Raw genomic sequence first — 15,284 nt, 5'->3', positions numbered from 1 at the left:
AAAAACGAAATTGCAAGCTTTTGAGGCCTCAACCCCCCAAAGCATGCAAACTCAATGCCGGCCTTCTTCCGAAAATCGAATCCCAATCAATGGCTTGGAAGTTCTTCACGGACGACTGAATAGAATCAGACGGGCGGCGGTGCCAAGCTTTGTGAATTTAATAGATCCCGGCTTTCGCCGGGATGACGGTAAAGGGGGTGTTCTCCTTACCCCTTGATCTTCCATTCCTTCATCACTTTCACCGTGTGATCGAAGGACTGTATCCCCGCATCGGACCCGAGCCCTGTCGCCACCAGGCCGGCCGCGGCCTGCGCAAAGCGCAAGGATGTCTCCAGATCCATCTTGTGATGCAGGGCCGTGATGAAGCCCGCATCGAAAGCGTCACCGCAGCCGGTCGTGTCGACGACCTTGACTTCATAGGCAGGTGATTTGCGCCGCGTGCCGTCCTTGTGGGCATAAAAGGCGCCCTCCCCGCCCAGGGTGAAGACACAGCAGCCGGCGCCACGATCGAGATAGAATTTGGCGCAGTCCTCCGGCGATTTCTGGCCCGACATGTCGCGCGCCTCTTCGATCGAGGGCATGAAATAATCGATATAAGGCAAGAGCGGCTCGACAATGGCGAGAGTCTCGGCGCTCGCCGCGATGAGGTCGAAGGTGACGATGCGTTGGCGCCTCTTCGCTTCCTTGAGCAAAGTGACGCTTGCCGGTCCGTCAAGCCGCCTGAGCAGGCCCGTACCGCCCAGATGGATGATCGGCGCGTCGAATACCTGGTCATAGGCCGAAGCCGGCACGTCGAAGTGATCGGAAGCACCCCGCACATGCAGCGCCGGGCGGTCGCCATTCGGCCTGACATTGAGGATCGTGGCCGAGGTCGGAATGCCGGCGAGCCGCTGCATCGCCGAAGCGTCGGCGCCATGCTTTTCGAGCGTCAGCAGCACCCAGTCGGCCTTCTCGTCATCGCCGACCGCGCCGACGGCGAGGCTCTTGAGGTCGAGCTTCGCGGTGTCGATCACCGTGCCGCCGGCGGTGCCGGCAACGGTGAGGCGGATCTCCTCGATGAAATCGACATTGCCGCGCTCGGGGATACGGGTGACGGGCCGGCCCAATATATCGAGGATATAGAGCCCGATGACGGAGACGTCGTAGCGCATGCTATTTTCGTGACAGGGTGGTGATGAGGGCCGCGAAGCAGGCGGCGGCGATGGCGAGCGCCCAGACCAGGGGTTGCAGGTAGAAAGGCGGCGTCGCCAGCTGCACCTTGCCCGCCGTCGTGGCGGGATCGGGGGGTTTGAGGAAGAACGCGCCATAGAGATGCGCTGCGGTGATCGAGATGAGCAGCACGCAGCAGAAGATCAATGCCACCACCAGCGCCACGGTGATGATGCTCCTGACCTTGACGCCGGGCTTGGCCAGCGGCAGCAGGTTGTTGACGAGCCCGGCCAGCACCACGAGGCCGGAGCCCAGGGCGAAGAGCGTGATGCTGAAGGGCTGGAAGATCAGCAGCAGCGCCAGGATGCCGAGGCCGATGATGAAGGCTTCGAGCCTGAGCGCCCCGCCCGAGGTCAATGTCTTGGCCGGCGTCTCGCTCATGCCCGCACCGCCTTTCCGTCTTCGCCGAATATATGCGTCTGGCTGGGATCGGCGCGCAAATGCAGCTTCTCGCCGATCTTGAACTTCACATCGCGCGGCACAACCACCCTGATGTCGGAATCATCGGGGGTACGCGCATGGACCAGCGTCTCGGCCCCCATCGGCTCGATGAGCTCGGCCTGCGCCATGATCGTGTCATTTGAGCCACCGTCCACCGGCGTGAACGCGCGGGGTCTGATGCCGAGTGTCACCTGCGACGGCTTGAGCTTCGACACCGCCGGATTGACATCGAGCTCGACCTTCTCGCCGCCGAACTGGATCGTCGCCTTCGTCCCCTTCACCCCTTCGAGCTTGCCCTTGACCAGGTTCATCTGCGGCGTGCCGATGAAGCTCGCCACGAACACATTGGCGGGCTTGGTGAACACTTGGTGCGGCGTGCCGATCTGCTCGATGACGCCATCGCGCATGATGGCGATGCGGTCCGCCATGGTCAGCGCCTCGAGCTGGTCATGGGTGACGATGACCGTCGCCTTGGAGAGATTGGACAGCACTTCCTTGATCTGGCCGCGCATCGAATGGCGCAATTCGACATCGAGGCGCGACAAGGGCTCGTCGAACAGGAAGCAATTGGGCTCGCGCACGATGGCGCGGGCCACGGCAATGCGCTGCTTTTCGCCTTCCGACACCTGCCCCGGCATGCGGTCGAGCACATCGGTCAGATGCAGGATCTTCGCCACCCGGCCGACGCGGCGGTCGCGCTCCGCCTTGTCGATCTTCTCGTAATGCAGCGGCATGGCGATATTCTCGCCGACATTGAGGGCCGGATATAGCGCATAGAACTGGAACACCATCGCGATGTCGCGCTTTTCCGGCGGCAGATCGTTCATGCGCTTGCCGGCGATGACGATCTCGCCGGCGGTCACTCTTTCGAGGCCGGCGATCATGCGCAAGGTCGTGGTCTTGCCGCAGCCCGAGGGACCGAGCAGGCACACCACCTCGCCTGCCGCGACCGACAGATCGGCATCCCTCACGGCCGTGAAGTCGCCGAACTTCTTGGTGATTTTGCGGGCCTCGATCGTCGACATTATCTTTTTACCGTTCCGAAGGTGACACCGCGCAGCAGGTGGTTCTGCAGGAAGAACGTCACCAGGAAGACGGGGATGAGGAAGAGCGTCTCGATCGCGGCGAGCAGTCCCCACAGCACGCCGATGCCGCCGCCCGCCACCGCCTGATTCATGGCGACCGGCACGGTGCGGGTGTCGACGCCGGTGAGCAGCAGCGCGAATAGGAACTCGTTCCAGGTGAGAATGAGGCCGAAGACGAAAGTGGCGGCGAGGCCCGCCAGCACCTGCGGCAGGCAGATCTTGAAGAACACCTTGGCATCGCTCGATCCGTCGATGCGCGCCGCGTCCTCGACATCGAGCGACAGCTCGTCGAAGAAGCTCTTCATCATCCAGATGGTGAAAGGCAGGTTGAAGGCCGTATAGAGGAAGATGATGCCGAGATAGGAGCCGGCCAGCCCCACGACGCGGAACATCAGGATGACCGGGATGATCACCACGATGGCCGGCAGCATGCGGGTGGTGAGGATGATGAACAGATAGGTGTCGTTGCCTTTCAGCGGATAGCGTGAGAAGCCATAGGCCGCGAGCGTGCCAATCACCAGCGCCAGCAGCACCGATGTGCTGGCGATGAAGATCGAGTTGAAGAAGAAGCGGTCGAAGCCGGTGCTCTCGACCGCACCGCCCGCGACATAGGCGCGGGAGAACACCGACGTGAAATTCTCCAGCGTCGGCGTGAACACGAACTGCTCCGGGATCAGGCCGAAGAAGCTGGTCGGGAGGAATTTGGGCGGCACCGCCAGCGCTTCCGTCTGCAATTTGAAGGAAGTGATAATGATCAGGAGAACCGGCAGGAAGTAGATCAGGCTGACGATGGCGGCGAAGAGCGTATGTCCCCACCCTGCCTCGCCCACGCCGGAGGCCTTGCGGAAGCCCAGTCTTTCCCAGAAGGAGGTCGTCTCGGCCATCGGTCAGGTCCCCTGGCTGCGCCGGTTGGCGACATAGAGATAGAGATTGGTGAGCACGATCACCACGAAGAGCAGCAGATAGGACAAGGCCGCCCCTTCGCTCGTCTTGTTCTGCTCATTGGCGATGCGGATGACGTGGTAGGAGATCGTCATCGTGTCATTGCCGCCCTTGGTCAGCAGGATGACGGGATCGGCGAGCTTGAAGGCCTCGATGGTGCGGAACAGCAGCGCCAGCATCAGGAGGCCGCGTATATAGGGGAAGGTGATGGTCCAGAAGCACCGCCAGCCCGAGACCCGGTCGATCGCCGCCGCCTCATAGAGATATTTGGGCACCGAAACGAGGCCGGCCAGCACCAGCAGCATGACGAAGGGCGACCACATCCAGGCATCGGCGAAGACGATGCCGGCGACGGCGCCGGCCTTGGTCGACATGAGGATGAACTGCTCGCCGCCCCACGCCTTGATGATCTGGCTCAACAGCCCGAATGTCGGGTCATAGTAATAGGAGAAGAACACGCCCACCGCGACGACCGACAGCATCATCGGGGTCAGCACCAGGATGAGCAGATATTTGCGCAGCGGGAACTGCTTGGCGAACAGCACGGCGAGCAGGAAGCCGACGATCATCTGCGCGCTCACCGTCAGCACCACGAACATCGCGGTATTAGTGAGATTGGCCCACAGCTCCGGCGCCTTCAATTCGTTGGTCAGCAGCTGCTCGTAGTTGCGAAGGCCGATGAAACGGATCGACTGCTGGTTGCTCTGATAGGCGAAGAAGGAGAGGCCGAGCGACCACAGCAGCGGGAAGATGTTCATTACGAACAGCACCGCGATCGCCGGCGCGACCAACAGGCCGCCATAATAGTGGCGGCGATAGGCATTGACGACAAAGGCGGCCGCCACCATGGCGGCCATGGCGCCCGTCACCCAGAAGGAAAGGCTCGCCGGCAGGGCCACGATGGCCAGCACCGACACGGCAAGGCCGACGGCGATCGCGAGCTTCCAGTTGTCGGGCGCGATGGTCGTGAAATCCGGCGCGGGCTCGGGGATGGCGACACTCGTCATCGGAAACAATGTCCACTAAAGCTTGCCGGCTTGGTTGCGTCCCCACCCACTTCCGTCATCCCGGCGAAAGCCGCTTTCGGATTCACGCATTGCAGCGGGGGCGCGGCCTTACCCTCTCCCCGCTTCAGCGGGGAGAGGGAGGGACCCATTGCGAAGCAATGGGAGGGTGAGGGGCCTCCCGCAAAATTGGATTGGAGTTTTCGATTAACAAGGTAGGCACTATTGCAACGCCCATTGCCCCTCACCCTTCCCGCCGCTGCGCGGCGGGCCCCTACCCCGCTGCGCTTCGCTTGCAGGGCGAGGGTAACAAAGCCGCCTGCGAGAGGCTTCAATGGATCCCGGCTTTCGCCGGGATGACGTAATGGGGGAGAGTGCGAAAAATTCATAGCCTGCATTCGTTGCTGAATGGGGTAGTTGCTGAGACAATGAGGACGCCCGCAGTTCCCTGCGCGCGTCCCCTGAAGGTTGCTGTTACTGGATCAGGCCGGCTTCGGTCAGCAGGTTCTGCTGGAACTTCGCTATGTTGTCGAGCGTCGTCTTGGCATCCTGCTTGCCGGTGATGGCGAGATCGAACTGATCCTGCTGCTGGGTGAGCAGCTCGAAGAACTGCGGCACGTGCCACACGTCCTTCTGCCAGTCGAGGCTGCCCGCCCAGGCGCGGTTCCACGGTCGGAAGGTGACGTAAGCCGGGTCGGTATAGACCGACTTCATCGCCGATTGTCCGCCCTTGGAGGCATATTCGGTCTGCACCGGCTTCGACAGCCACCATTTCACGAAGTCGAGTGCTTCCTTGGTCTGCGTGTCGGTGTTCCAGGTCATCAGCACGAAGGGTTGTCCGCCGATATTCGACCAGCGGATGATCTTGCCGTCGGCGCCGCGCGTGCCCGGCATCAGGCCGAAGGCGATCTTGTCGGAGACTTTCGATGTCTTCGGATCGAGCGAGGCTTCGCCGAGGCCGATCCAGTCGATATTGATGGCGACCTTGCCTTCACGGAACAGCTCGTCGGACTTGAAGATGTCCATCGTGCCGGTCTTGGCGACGGGCGGCATATACTGGATCAGCTTGAGATAGTGATCGAGCGCCTTGACCGCCTCCGGCGAATTGACCACGCCTTCCGCCTGGCCCTTGGGCGCCTGGGTCTCGTCCCAGGTATTGCCGCCATACTGCCAGATGAAGCCGTTGATCTGCATCGAGGAGAAGTCATAGCCTTTGCCGGCCTGGTAGGCGATGCCGTAGAAATCGTCATCCGCCGGGCTGCCGGCAAGATTCTCGCCTTTCTTGCGCTGGAAGAACTGGCCGATATTCTCGAACATCTCCCAGTCGATGTCGTCGAGCTCTTCCGGCGCGCAGGGCAGCTTCTTGTTGAACTTCGCCTGGAAGTTCTTCTGCTCTTCCTCGTTGCACAGGATATCCTTGCGCGCATAGGTGACGAGCACGTCGGGGAACTGCGGGAAGCCGTAATAGTTCGGCGTCTTGTGCGGATAGGTCGAATAGGCATTGAGCGGTGCGGGGTGCATCTCCTCCATCGCCGCCTTCAGGCCCGGATCCGCGTCGATATATTCGTTGAGCTTCTTGTAATAGCCGCCTTCGACGAAGGCGCCGAGCCATTGCGAATCCGACACCGCCATATTGTATTTCTGCTCGCCTGAGGTGAGCGAGGCATTGAGGCGGGTGTAGTAGTCGGGCCACGGGATGAAGTCGATGTCGAGCTTCACGCTGTTGCCGGACGGCGCCTTGTACTGCTTGTCGAACATGTCCTTCATGATGCGGGTCGGCGGCCAGTCCGGCACAGCCATCTTGAGCACCACGTCCTCGGCCGAGGCCGGCGTCAGGAACGTGCCGCTCACCAGCGTCGCGGCAACCGCGGCGCCGGCAAAGGACGTCAACTTCAAATGCCAACTCATTTTCCAGTTCTCCTCCCTAAAGCATGATCCGGAAGTGCGATGCGGCTTTCCGGAAATCATGCGCAAAAAACGATACTGCGTGATGGCTTTCCAACCTTGTTGTATCCAGGCACTTCTCTTTCTTCGCATCGTCGGACGGTCACCTGAGCGCCAGGCCGTCCTCGGCGCTGAAGACATGAATTTTCCTTGCGTCCACCTTGATCGGCAGTCTGTCGCCGAGCTTGATCTCGCTGGCCCGCGACTCGGGCAGAAGTATCCGGAGATGATCCGACTTCTCTCCGAGCGAGACCACGGTCACATCGCCCAGAGGCTCGAGCAGCTGCACCGGGATCGAGATATCGGCCGATGCGGCGGGCGCGATGTCGAGATCGGCCGGCCTCACCCCCATGACCACCTTGTCGCCCGCTCTGGCGCCGACCTGCCGGCTCAGGTCGAAACTGCCGAAGCCGGTCTTGAGCATCTTGCCGCCTTCGCCGACCGTCGCATCGATCAGGTTCATATGCGGCGCGCCGATCTTGGCGGCGACATAGACATTGGCGGGCTTTTCATAGAGCTCGTCGGGTGAGCCCTTCTGCACCACGGCACCGTCGCGCATCACCGCGATCTCCTCGCCCATCGACAAGGCCTCGAGCTCGTCCGGCGTCGCATAGATGATCGTCATGCCGAATTGCCGGTGCAGGCGCTTGAGCTCGGCGCGCATGTCGTGGCGGAGCTTGGCGTCGAGATTGGTCAAAGGCTCGTCGAGCAGCAGGATATTGGGCCGCCGGATCAGCGAGCGGCCCAGCGCCACGCGCTGCTGCTCGCCGCCCGAAAGCGTATTGGGCTTGCGCTCCAGCCTGTGGCCGAGCTTCAGCATCTCGGCGGTTTCCTTCACCCGCTTGTCGATCTCAGGGCCGCTGACCCTGGCTTCCCGAAGCGGATAGGCGAAATTCTCATAGACGGTGAGATGCGGATAGAGCGCGAAGGACTGGAACACCATCGACACGCCGCGCGACTTGATGGGTGCCCGCGTCACATCCACCCCATGCAGCGCCACCCTGCCCTCATCCGGCATCACCAGCCCCGCAATGGTGCGCAAGGTGGTCGTCTTGCCGACCGAGCTCGGTCCGAACAGCGCGAAGAACTGGCCCTCGCCGACGTTGAAGGTGAGATTGGCGAGCGCTCGCACGCGCCCATAGGCCTTGGACACGCCTTCGAGGCTGACCGCCGAGCCCGAGCTATGAGGCGAAGCCACCCGTGCCCTCACTTGCACAGAAACGGATTGAGCCGGAGATGCTGCATCGACGCCAAAGTCCTCCCATGCTGCGCTTTGGTGGCGCATTCGTTATTGCCCGAAACTGGTAGTACCAAATTGATCTCTGCGCAAGCCTTTCTGTTGGGGCTGCATCGCAAAAAAGCGATTGCACCCGCGTAAACCGCCCCTTGCGGGTAAATTCAACCTGTTCTATGCGTAAAGAAACAAATTTGGTCGGACCAAAATGGTCGGCCCAGAAACGCCTCAGGGAGGAGCCTCATGCATCTTTCAACGCATAATTGGATGCGCGCCGAGCCATTGGAGACCACTTTGGCCCGCATCAAGAAGTTCGGCTATGAGAGCATCGAAATCTCCGGCGAGCCAACCCAATATAATGTGAACGATACCCGCAGGCTCTTGAAGCAGTATGGCATTCGCTGCTGGGGCTCGGTGACGCTCACTTTGGCCGAACGCAACCTCGCCGCCAGGGATGAAGGCCAGCGCGCCCGTACCGTCGATTATATGAAGAGCGTCATCACCATGGTGAGCGAGCTCGAGGGCGAGATCATCACCCTGGTCCCCGCGACCGTCGGCAAGATCGTGCCCGACGGCACGCCCGAGGAAGAATGGCGCTGGCTCATCGAGGGCGTGACCGAATGCTATCACCACGGCAAGAAGAAGGGCGTGCGCATCGCCATCGAGCCGCTCAACCGCTTCGAGACCTATCTGCTTAACCGCGCCGACCAGGCCCTGGCGCTTGCCGAAGCGATCGCACCCGATTGCGGCGTGTGCATCGATGCCTTCCATCTCAATATCGAGGATGCCGACATGTATGCCTCGATCAGGAAGGCCGGCAAGCGCCTCTATGATTTCCATGTCGCCGACAACAACCGCATGGCGGCGGGCATGGGCGCGCTCGACTGGAAGAAGATCGTCCAGGCGCTGCGCGATGCCAAATATGACGGCGCCCTCACCGTCGAATTCGTGGCGCCGGTCGACCGCACGCCGGCCTCGCAATATCCCGATGCCATCGAGAAGAACCCGGTCGACATCTCGCCCGAGCAGCTGAAATTCATCCAGGACCACGGCTCGAGCCTGTTGAGCGAAGGGTTCTATTCGATGCTCGTGCAGAAATCCGCCGAAACGATCTTGCCGTTGATCAAGTGATCGGCCGGGCGGATCCGCTGTGGACCCGCCTCCAATTCATTCCCCCTCTCCCGTCCGAAGGATGGGAGAGGGTGCCCGACAGGGCGGGTGAGGGCTCTTTGGTGCAAACGAGATGAAGATCGAACGGATCGAAGCCACCTGGGTGTCCATCCCCATCGCTGCCGAGCGCCAGCACAAAAGCGATTTCGGGCAGATCCGGACTTTCGATTCGGCGATCGTGCGCATCGACACGGATACGGGGCTGACCGGCTGGGGCGAAGGCAAGAACGCCGCCGGCAGCTCGGGCACCTATGCCGGCCTCGTCACCTTGATCAACAAGGAATTCGCCCCTCGCCTCCTGGGCAAGGACGCGCGGGACATTTCCGTGATCTGGGATGGCCTCTACAATGGCGTGCGCTCTCATCATGCGACGGCGCGCGGCCACGCAATGCCCGATATGGCGAGGCGCGGCCAGACCATTGCCGCCATCAGCGCCATCGACATTGCGCTCTGGGACATTGCCGGAAAATCGCACGGCGTCCCGGTCTGGCGCCTGCTCGGCGGTCGCAAGGCGGAGCGGATGCCGGCCTATGCCTCGGGTGGTTGGGCCGATGCTAAGACAATCGGCGATCAGCTTGCGGGCTATGTGAGGCAGGGCGGATTCAAGGCGGTGAAGATGCGGGTCGGCGCCATGGATGGCGCCCCGCAGGTGAGCGCCGAGCGCGTCAAGGCGGCGCGCGCGGCACTCGGCCCCGACATCGAGATCATGGTCGATTCGCACGGCACCTTCACCGTCGCCGAAGCCAAGCGCTTCGCCCATCTGGTGCGCGACTGCAATCTCGCCTGGTTCGAGGAGCCGGTCACTGCCGATGACAAGGCCGGCATCGCCGAGGTGCGCGCCGCTTCCATGATCCCGATCGCCGCCGGCGAAAGTGAGTTCACCCGTTTCGACTTCCGCGATCTCATTGTCGGGCGCGCCGTCGATATCTTGCAGCCCGATCTCGCGATTTGCGGCGGCATCACCGAGGCGCGCCGCATCGATGCGCTGGCGGCATCCTTCAATCTCAGGCTCGCCCCGCATCTCTGGGCCGGCGCCCCCGCCTTCTTCGCCGGCCTCCATCTCGCCGCCGCCAGCCCGTCGAGCTACATCCTCGAATATTCGCTGGGCGCCAACCCGATGCTGCATGACCTGATCGAGGAGGATATCGGCGTCGCGGACGGCATGATCGCCATTCCCGACCGGCCGGGCCTCGGCATTACGGTGCGCGAAAGCGTGCTCCATTCCAACGCGGTGCATTTCGGATGAACGATCATCGCGACCTCGTCTCCGAGCTGGCGCTGTTCTTCCTGCAGCGCAAATACGAGCCGGGCGAGCGTGTGCCCTCGGAGCGCGAGCTGGCCGAGCGTTTCAAGGCCGGGCGCGGCCTTGTGCGCGAGGCGCTGGCCTATCTGGAAGCACTGCGCGTCATCGACCGGCGCGCCAAGTCCGGCGTCTATATGTCGAATGATTCAGCCAGCGTCGAAGCGCTGGCCCTCTTCGCGCAGATCGGTGTGCCGCTGCAGGCCGATGAGGTCCGCCAGTCCAACGAGATGCGTCGCATCCACGAGATCACCGCGGTGAGACTCGCCTGCGAGCGCGCGACGCTTGAGAACTTCGACCGCATGCGCGCCGTGCTCGCCACCTCGATGAAGCGTATCGATGCCGGTGAGCCGATCGATATCGAGGACCGCGACTTTCATCTCGAGATCGTCAACGCCACGCAGAACAACGTCTTCTACCGCATCGTGCGCATCTTCTACCTGATGACCGCCGAGCGCCGGCGCATCTATTTCCAGCGTCCGGAACGCTGCCGCGAATCCCACAACGAGCATATCCGCATCTTCGAGGCGGTCGCCAGGCGCGACGCCGTCGAGGCCATGGGCCTGATGGACGCGCATCTGAAGGGGGTCGAGAGCTACTGGACGGGCCTCCTCGACAAGCCGCAGGCGCCCGAGAAACAACAGCCGGAAGCCGCCTGGCTCCGCCACATCACCAGCTGATGATTGTTTCGCACTACCACACAAACCGTCATCCCGGCGGTTTCCCCTCGCCCCGCTTTAGCGGGGAGAGGAAGGGGCCCATTGCGAAGCAATGGGAAGGTGAGGGGCTTCTCGGGGAGTGGCCTCCGTCCTTTCATCTAGAAAGCTACGCAGCCTTGCAACGCCCGCTGCCCCTCACCCTTCCCACCGCTTCGCGGTGGGCCCCTACCCTCTCCCCGCTGCGCTTCGCTTGCAGGGCGAGGGTATAGAGATAACCCCATGCCCATCGTCTACTCGACCCACCCCCTGCATCCCAACGCCGCCGCCCTGCTCGCAGGTCATGCCGATCTCGTCATCGCCTCCAACCTCTCGGCCGAGACCCTGGCGCGCGAGGCCAAGACTGCCGATATCGTCATCGTGCGCGCCAATCTTCCCGAAGCGCTCTTCACCGGCGCCCCGAGACTGCGCGCCACCATCCGTCATGGCGCCGGCCTCGACATGATCCCGGTTGAGGCGGCCACGGCGGCCGGCGTGCTCGTCGCCAATGTGCCGGGCGTCAATGCCCGCTCGGTCGCCGAGCATGTCACCTTCGTCGCCTTGGCGCTGGCTCGCCAGTTCCGCGCCATCGACACGGATCTCCGCCGGAAGGGCTGGCTTGCCGGCCGCGCCCATTCGCTCGATGCGCGCGAGCTGCAAGGCTCGACCATGGGCATCATCGGCATGGGCCATCTGGGCAGGGCGATCGCCGCCATCGCCCAGGCGGGGTTCGGCATGCGGGTCATTGCGCATACCAGACGCAATTCGGGTTTTCCGCCCGGCGTCGAGCCGCAATCGCGTGACGAGTTACTGAAGGCAAGCGACTATGTCGTGCTCGCCTGCCCGCTGTCGCCCGAGACGCGCGGCATGATCTCGTCCCGCGAATTGTCGCTGATGCGCAAGGGCAGCTTCCTCATCAATGTCGCTCGCGGCGCCGTGACGGTGGAGGAAGATGTCGTCACGGCGCTCAGGAGCGGGCATCTCGGCGGTGCCGCCATCGATGTCTTCGCCGAACAGCCCTTGCCCGCCGATCATCCTTTCTTCGCATTCTCGAATGTGATCCTCACGCCGCATCTTGCCGGCCTCACCGAGGAGAGCATGGAACGCATGGGCATCGGCGCCGTCGAGGAGACCTTGCGCGTGCTCAAGGGCGATCTCCCCGTCAACCTGGTGAACCCGCCGGTCGTCGCGCAGTATCGCCGGCGGTTTCCGTCCGATACCCGGTAGAAAATCGCCTGGCTTCCACTGGATGGCTTTTCTGTGTCTGGATTGCGACATCCGAAATCACATCATCGTCGGCCAGAAAAACCTTGATTGTTTCATCGAGTCATGAGATATGTCCGCCCGATTTTGATCTGTACTAGGACGAGTTTGGCCCCTTCGATGACCCGCAAGGCATCACATACGATAGTCGCGCAAAGCGCCGCCAACGCGCTGCCGTTCAACCGGCAGGGCGAGTGCGGACGCTTGTCCATGCGTTTGATTTCGAAGGGTTATCTCGTGTCACAGAAGCCCGGACCAGGTTTCAGAAAACTACCCTAAACCGGCGGCAGGGCCACTCCCTCCGCCAACAGGCAGAGGGACCGCAGATGGCCCAATAGACAGACAAGACTTCTCGTAAATCGCCCTTCCCGCATTCGTGTTGAGTGCTGGTGGCATTGCGCCTTCTTGGTCTCGGCCTCGAAGACCCTGCATGCGCAAGGCTTTGCGCCGTACGAACGGCTGCGTGTCTTTCGCGCAACAAGGGAGATTTGCGCCCCTTGAACGACCGAATACTGTTTTGACGTGCTTACCGGCCAGGAATGGCCCCGCTCTTTGACATCGTGAACCATCCAGATATTGGCCGGCGACGCCGTGCTCGATGACGAGCTGCGTTCCGGACAACGGACCATCTGTGCGCAAGCACGGGATGGTGCCGCCGGCCGTCCTGCTTCGCGCTGATGCGCTTCGCAGGATTGATGTTTTCCTTCGCAAAGCCCTCCGAAGCTTTAGCGAAGGAGGGCCGCCATCTCCGATGGACCGGTTACCGTAGCGACCGAACGGCCCTGACTTTTAATCAGGCTGGCGCAAGCCACATCGCAGGTTTGAATCCTGCCCGGTCCTCCATCCTGCTTCGCGCGATGCGCCTGCAGGACTGGCGCTGGCCTCCACGCGAAGCAGGATGCCCTCCGAAGCCTTGGCGAAGGAGGGCTGCCCCGGCTTACGAGGAATCCCTGATTCCTGGACTCCATCGTTCAATGGCGGGACAGCGCACTGTCGATGCGCCAACAGGCGGTCGATTCCCCTTGGAGTCGCCAAGTTTTATTCAGCGTGTAGCTCAGCCCGGCCAGAGTATCGCCCTCGGAAGGCGAGGGTCGTTGGTTCAAATCCATCCTGCTTCGCGCTGATGCGCTTCGCAGGATTGGTGAGAGTTCTATTCGAAGCAGGATGCCCTCCGAAGCCTTGGCGAAGGAGGGTCGTCATAAACCAGAAAGGAGTTCGCCATGCATGCCCACCCTGCCCTCGTGCTCAATGCGGACTTCCGGCCGCTGAGCTATTTCCCGCTTTCACTCATCCCCTGGCAGGATGCGGTGAGTGCCATCGTGTCGGACAAGATCTCCGTTGTGGCCGAATATGACTTCGTTGCCCGCAGCCCTTCGACGGCGATCCGCCTGCCGTCGGTCGTGGCCTTGCGGAAGTATCAGCCGGTGCCGCCGCGTGTCGCCTTCGCGCGGTTCAATGTCTTTCTCCGCGACCGCTTCAAGTGCCAATATTGCGCAGGGAAGTTTCCGGCCGCCGAGCTGACATTCGATCACGTCTTGCCGCGCTGCCGTGGCGGCCGGACGTCCTGGGACAATGTCGTCGCGGCGTGCTCGCCCTGCAACCAGGCCAAGGACAAGTTCTCTGCCATGCAGCCGGGCATTCCGCCACGCGAGCCGACGCCGCAGGAGCTTCTTGCGGCCAAGCGCGCATTCCCGCCGAACTACCTGCATGAGAGCTGGAACGACTATCTCTACTAGGATGTCGAACTGGAAAGCTAGAGCATGATCCGGAGGGGCGTGCGGCGGAAACCGTTCGTGCGTCCTTCCGACACTTTGCGCAGACCGCGGATGTACCGGCTGTGCGGGCGAGCGCCGGCAGGCGCTCGCTCCTCCTATCTTCGCGGACTTGGTCTATTGGCTGGGCCTCGGGGCGCCACCCCGATGAGAGCAGTTCGATTCTGCTAGTCCGCACCACTGCCGGGATAGCTGATCTGGTGAAAGCGTCGCGTTGAAAGCGCGAAGAGGTCCGCTCGAAACGGACTCCTGGCACCAAATCCGGGGATGGTCATGGGTGACGGGTGATCCTTGCAAGATCGCCGTCGTGGGGTTCGATTCCCCATATCTCCACCAATTTTGTTCCTGGGTGGCGGAATGGCAAACGCACCTGACTGTTAATCAGGCGCCGCAAGGTTTGCAGGTTCGAGTCCTGCCCCAGGAGCCGCAAATCGAAGCTTCGATCTTCGGCTTTCTGCTTCATCCAACCACAGGACACCGGACTCTGGATCCGTGAACCGAGGTTCGAATCCTTGCGGGAGAACCACTTCTTTGTCGCGATGGCAGAGTGACTATGCAGTCGGCTGCAACCCGGCTTCAGGCTGGTTAAAATCCAGCTCGCGACTCCATCCTGCATGCCCTCCGAAGCTTTAGCGAAGGAGGGCCTTATCCAGCTTGCTCCACTTCTCTCTCGCCGTCGCCTGGCACTAAGGGTATCGCTCTTTCACAGCGAGACTTCGCGGGTGGGACTCCCGTCGGCGAGACCAGCTATTCCGGGTTAGCTGGTAGGTCCGGCCGCCATCCTTTGAAGTTGGAAAGAAGAACGTTCGAATCGTTCGCCCGGAGCCAGTTGCGTCGCCTCGCTTTCTTCTCCCCGGCATTCTGCTTCGCGCGAAACGCCTGTCCTCCGAAGCTTTAGCGCAGGAGGGCTTCGCAGGACTGGCGCTGGCCTCCATGCGAAGCAGGATGCCCTCTGAAGCTTTAGCGCAGGAGGGCTGTATCCGCGCGAGCGGCGGTTTTGGCCGCCTTGCTTCGCGCTTTGAAACCCATGCCCGTATAGCTCAATGGAAGAGTATCGGTCTCCAAAACCGGTGATCCGGGTTCGATCCCTGGTGCGGGTGCCAATTTTGCGTTCGATCTGGATGGTTCACGCTTGCAATTGCGTGCGCAAGCGGAGGATTGGGGAATATCAGGCTCGCGACATTTGCCCGCCCTCGAAGCGATCCTTTTCCAGCCCTGCAATTCG

General features: G+C 62.0%; 12 protein-coding genes and 7 tRNA genes. 12 read left to right on the top strand and 7 right to left on the bottom strand.

Annotated features, from left to right (window positions below):
- Positions 1-206: 206 nt before the first annotated feature.
- The 7 genes from DT068_RS23195 to DT068_RS23165 form a co-directional block, all read right to left on the bottom strand.
- Entirely contained in the window at positions 207-1,151 is a 945-nt protein-coding gene (locus DT068_RS23195) for a carbohydrate kinase family protein (protein WP_119392269.1), read from the bottom strand.
- Position 1,152: 1 nt separating this feature from the next.
- Positions 1,153-1,590 (bottom strand): hypothetical protein, encoded by a 438-nt coding sequence (locus DT068_RS23190; protein ID WP_119392268.1) that lies wholly within the window; start codon positions 1,588-1,590, stop codon positions 1,153-1,155.
- Positions 1,587-2,675 carry an ABC transporter ATP-binding protein gene (locus DT068_RS23185; protein WP_119392267.1) on the bottom strand — a complete coding sequence of 363 codons (1,089 nt, stop codon included), beginning with the start codon at positions 2,673-2,675 and terminating at the stop codon, positions 1,587-1,589. Before DT068_RS23185 ends, DT068_RS23190 begins: the two co-directional genes overlap by 4 nt.
- Complete coding sequence (locus DT068_RS23180) at positions 2,675-3,619, bottom strand: carbohydrate ABC transporter permease (protein ID WP_119392266.1); 945 nt, start codon at positions 3,617-3,619, stop codon at positions 2,675-2,677. The genes DT068_RS23185 and DT068_RS23180 overlap by 1 nt, the downstream gene beginning before the upstream one ends.
- A 3-nt stretch (positions 3,620-3,622) precedes the next feature.
- Positions 3,623-4,684, bottom strand: coding sequence for a carbohydrate ABC transporter permease (locus DT068_RS23175; protein ID WP_119392265.1), 1,062 nt, complete (start codon positions 4,682-4,684; stop codon positions 3,623-3,625).
- Between the two features lie 471 nt (positions 4,685-5,155).
- Positions 5,156-6,589: an ABC transporter substrate-binding protein gene (locus DT068_RS23170; RefSeq protein ID WP_119392264.1), complete on the bottom strand. Its 1,434-nt coding sequence runs from the start codon at positions 6,587-6,589 to the stop codon at positions 5,156-5,158.
- A gap of 139 nt (positions 6,590-6,728) precedes the next feature.
- Positions 6,729-7,823 (bottom strand): ABC transporter ATP-binding protein, encoded by a 1,095-nt coding sequence (locus DT068_RS23165; protein ID WP_368905062.1) that lies wholly within the window; start codon positions 7,821-7,823, stop codon positions 6,729-6,731.
- 279 nt (positions 7,824-8,102) lie between these two features.
- Here DT068_RS23165 and DT068_RS23160 point away from each other — a divergent pair, with 279 nt between their 5' ends.
- The 12 genes from DT068_RS23160 (at position 8,103) to DT068_RS23110 (ending at position 15,162) form a co-directional block, all read left to right on the top strand.
- Positions 8,103-8,990: a sugar phosphate isomerase/epimerase family protein gene (locus tag DT068_RS23160; RefSeq protein ID WP_119392262.1), complete on the top strand. Its 888-nt coding sequence runs from the start codon at positions 8,103-8,105 to the stop codon at positions 8,988-8,990.
- Positions 8,991-9,102: 112 nt separating this feature from the next.
- Entirely contained in the window at positions 9,103-10,275 is a 1,173-nt protein-coding gene (locus DT068_RS23155; RefSeq protein ID WP_119392261.1) for a mandelate racemase/muconate lactonizing enzyme family protein, read from the top strand.
- A complete protein-coding gene (locus tag DT068_RS23150) occupies positions 10,272-11,009 on the top strand; it encodes a FadR/GntR family transcriptional regulator (protein WP_119392260.1) in 738 nt (245 codons plus the stop codon). Before DT068_RS23155 ends, DT068_RS23150 begins: the two co-directional genes overlap by 4 nt.
- Positions 11,010-11,267: 258 nt before the next feature.
- Positions 11,268-12,251 (top strand): hydroxyacid dehydrogenase, encoded by a 984-nt coding sequence (locus DT068_RS23145; RefSeq protein ID WP_119392259.1) that lies wholly within the window; start codon positions 11,268-11,270, stop codon positions 12,249-12,251.
- Positions 12,252-13,040: 789 nt separating this feature from the next.
- A tRNA-Lys gene (locus tag DT068_RS23140) sits at positions 13,041-13,130 on the top strand.
- 117 nt (positions 13,131-13,247) lie between these two features.
- Positions 13,248-13,321: transfer RNA gene (locus tag DT068_RS23135), tRNA-Asp, on the top strand.
- A gap of 186 nt (positions 13,322-13,507) precedes the next feature.
- Positions 13,508-14,023: an HNH endonuclease gene (locus DT068_RS23125; protein WP_119392258.1), complete on the top strand. Its 516-nt coding sequence runs from the start codon at positions 13,508-13,510 to the stop codon at positions 14,021-14,023.
- A gap of 142 nt (positions 14,024-14,165) precedes the next feature.
- Positions 14,166-14,239 (top strand) — tRNA-Gly (locus DT068_RS28170).
- A gap of 2 nt (positions 14,240-14,241) precedes the next feature.
- Positions 14,242-14,317 (top strand) — tRNA-Phe (locus tag DT068_RS23120).
- An 85-nt stretch (positions 14,318-14,402) separates the two neighbouring features.
- Positions 14,403-14,483 (top strand) — tRNA-Asn (locus DT068_RS23115).
- A 245-nt stretch (positions 14,484-14,728) separates the two neighbouring features.
- A tRNA-Glu gene (locus DT068_RS28165) sits at positions 14,729-14,805 on the top strand.
- A 283-nt stretch (positions 14,806-15,088) separates the two neighbouring features.
- Positions 15,089-15,162, top strand: a tRNA-Trp gene (locus DT068_RS23110).
- Positions 15,163-15,284: the final 122 nt, after the last annotated feature.

This window comes from Taklimakanibacter lacteus (assembly GCA_003576695.1).
GTDB classification, from domain to species: Bacteria; Pseudomonadota; Alphaproteobacteria; order Rhizobiales; family Aestuariivirgaceae; genus Taklimakanibacter; species Taklimakanibacter lacteus.
Note: the sequence above shows the minus strand (reverse complement) of the source record. Positions and strands in the feature narration are given on the sequence as shown.